The 2,816-nt window shown below is 55.9% G+C and carries 3 protein-coding genes and 1 pseudogene; all 4 read right to left on the bottom strand.

The genetic code is table 11. The annotated features are described in order from the left end of the window. Positions 1–233, bottom strand: a pseudogene (locus tag VKV29_RS10590) (ATP-binding protein); the annotation flags it as partial. A gap of 224 nt (positions 234–457) precedes the next feature. Then, positions 458–1,636, bottom strand: coding sequence for an MFS transporter (locus VKV29_RS10585; RefSeq protein WP_324201276.1), 1,179 nt, complete (start codon positions 1,634–1,636; stop codon positions 458–460). A gap of 274 nt (positions 1,637–1,910) precedes the next feature. Further along, the gene (locus VKV29_RS10580) at positions 1,911–2,072 is read right to left on the bottom strand and encodes a hypothetical protein (RefSeq protein WP_414647350.1); all 162 of its coding nucleotides are present in this window, start codon (positions 2,070–2,072) and stop codon (positions 1,911–1,913) included. 542 nt (positions 2,073–2,614) lie between these two features. Then, a partial coding sequence (locus tag VKV29_RS10575; RefSeq protein ID WP_324201274.1) for a hypothetical protein occupies positions 2,615–2,816 on the bottom strand: 202 nt, incomplete at its 5' end.

The raw sequence follows: 2,816 nt of genomic DNA, 5'->3' as shown, positions 1-2,816 counted from the left end.
CGTAGGAGGTCCGCCCTCGAAGGGTTGTAGGGGAGGCCCCGCAGGTCAATCATCACGTAGGGCTGGCGTGTCTCTTTAAGGGCCACATTCATAAGCGAAGTTTTACCAGTCCTCCTCGCCCCCAAAATCAAGATGAGCGGTGAATACCCAAGCGACTTCGAAAACCCCTCAAGCTCCCTTTCACGGTCAAAAAGATCCTCCCTTTTCTCCTTCGGCCTAGGGTCAAAGAACAAGTATAGCCCCCCCTACTAAGTATAGGGGGGTATACCTATAAGCCTTGCAAAACTCCGCCTATGTACGACTCATACTCAGTAAACCCTCCACCTCGAACACAAATTTCATGGGTACCCACGAATTATGGGTACCCACACCTTTTAACTTTCTGTGAAAAACGCGCTCTATTTTCCCGATAAACCGCTCCCAAAGGTCGATTCCCGCCCTAACATCAGCCCAATAATTATGTTGGGGGTGATGTGCGCTTCGGGGTGGGGTAGAGGGTGAGCACAGCCACCACGGAGGCAGCGGATGTGGCCGCGGCGAAAGCGAATAGCCCCAGCGGACCCCAGAGGGCCTCCACTGCGCCCCCGGGGAGGGGGCCGAGGCTCCACAGTGTCGAGTTTATGAGGGAGAAGAACCCCAGGTACTCCGCTCTCCTATCCGCCGGCGCCACCTTCGTGACCCAGCTGAGCATCGCGGGGCTAAGAAGCGCGAACCCCGCCGAGTAGATCACACGGGCGGGGATAACGTCAAGCCAGCTACTCGACACCGCATACACGAATAGGGAAACCACCACAACCAGGGTGCCGTACACGTAGCCCCGTATTTCACCCACCCTGTCCACCGCCCTCCCCAGCCTCGCACCCAGCAGGGCAGTCGCCCCAAGACCCGCCACCGCGACCAGGCTAACATCAAACGGGTCGGCGCCCAGCGAGTAGGCGTAGGTCGCGAAGAACGCTGTCACCGCGCCCGTACCCAGCGTGCGAACCGAGGTTGAAAGCGAAAACACGGCCACACTCTTCATTTCTTTCAGAGGCTTCCTGGAGGGGGATGGGGGCAGGTTGACTTCGGGAATCGCGAAGACAATCAGAAGAATAGTGCCAGCCATTATGAAGCCAACCATATAGAATATGGCGTCCAACCCGAAGACCTCGGCGACCACACCCGCCACCAGAACCCCCAAGATCGAGCCAGCCGCCCCCACAGCACCCACAAGCCCGTAGCCAGCCCCCCTCCCCTCCGGCGGCGTCACATCGGCGATGAACGCCTGCAGCGCGGTTGACCCCAACGACAGCAAACACTCACCCACCACGAAGAAGACGCCCACCAGAAGGAAACCCGGGACCACAGGTATGAGCGCAAAGAAGGGAAGCGAGGAAGCCTCAGCAACCAGAAGTAGCAGCCGCCTCCTCCCAAGCCTATCAGATATCCTACCAGCAACTGGACCAATCAGGCTCGAGGAAAAATACGCAGTTGAAAGCACCACTAACCCCTCCGCCACCGAAACACGCTCCCTCACAACCAAGAATAGGACGAAATAAACCGTGAAAAGACTAGACCTATTATTCGAGAACAGCTGGTACAAGGAGAGCACCCAGAGCGTACGACGGTCACCGGACTCTCCATCAGAACTATTCACGGCACCTACCGAGGCAAACCAGATGATAAACCTTACGTAAAAAGAAGTATGGTGCCCGAATAAGGATCCACTCGTGTGGTCTTCACACGGTGGGCCAGTACACGAATAGTTCTAGGAAATAGGAAGGCGTCCAATCCAAGAGTGTCTTCTTGGGGTTGATGTTATCATGGAGCACCCTTCTCGTGTCTTTGAGGTAGCCCCGAAGCGCCTCATCAACCGTGCTCCAAAGCCCTAAGGTCTGGTGCACGTGCTTTCGAAAGCCGACTTGCTAAGGTCACGGCGTCACACTACCACGAAGCCCCGTCCGTAAGGATGGACAGGTCGCCCACACATGGAGACACCTCCTCCTCAGTCTCCACAGGAACATGAGGGCGTTCACCGTGGTCCGCGTTAATGAGACGTCGAACCAGACGGGCTGCGTCGTGTGTGCGTCCACAGCCACCCACACGTAGATGGGTCTCCCACAACACTTGACCACACTCTCATCCACGGCGATGACTGGGTGCCAGCCTGGCTCCACATCGAAGCTGAGTGTTCCCTCAACCTTATTCACCTAATTCTGAACACTCGACTTCGAGACGGGCTCAGAGAGCATCCAGAGGAAGCCAGAGGTCTTCCTTCGTGGAGGCTTAATCCAAAAGCGTAGAGTAGCACGGCGACCACCTTGAGCTCGAACCTCTTCTTCTCCCTCTTAAAAACGTTTAAATCCCTGAAGAACTCGAATATGTCCCCCGTGCGGTGGGCTCCACGGTCTCTCACCGATTCAGTTCCGTGGCGCCCACAGCTTAGGGCTTATCCGGACAGGATCCTCCTAGATGATGTCCGGATAAGCATTCGTGTCGTCTTCGCTCCGAGTGCCAACGCATGAACAGTTCTGGGAAATCTACGAGTGACTTGAAGAGTGTTCTCCTCGGGTTGATGTTGTTGTAGGAAACTCTTGTTCTATGCTTAAGGTAACCGAAGACTTCGCGGAGCTCCTCAGCCGAGGGCGGCGTTCCACACCTCGCACAGTAGTTTGTGCCCGGAGTGTTCTCCGCACTGCATCTGACACACCTCAGCGCGGCGAAGCCATAAGAGGATTTTTAAGTAAGAAAGCACCAGAGAAACCGTGGATACCTCTAAGAGAATAATGGGGTTCTTTACAAAAGGACGCGGCCGGCATAGGAAGGTGCATCCCATA

The sequence above is a fragment of the Chthonomonas sp. genome (assembly GCF_035294165.1).
Taxonomy (GTDB): domain Bacteria; phylum Armatimonadota; class Chthonomonadetes; order Chthonomonadales; family Chthonomonadaceae; genus Chthonomonas.
The sequence above is the reverse complement of the archived record's forward strand: the minus strand, read 5'-3'. Positions and strand labels throughout refer to the sequence as shown.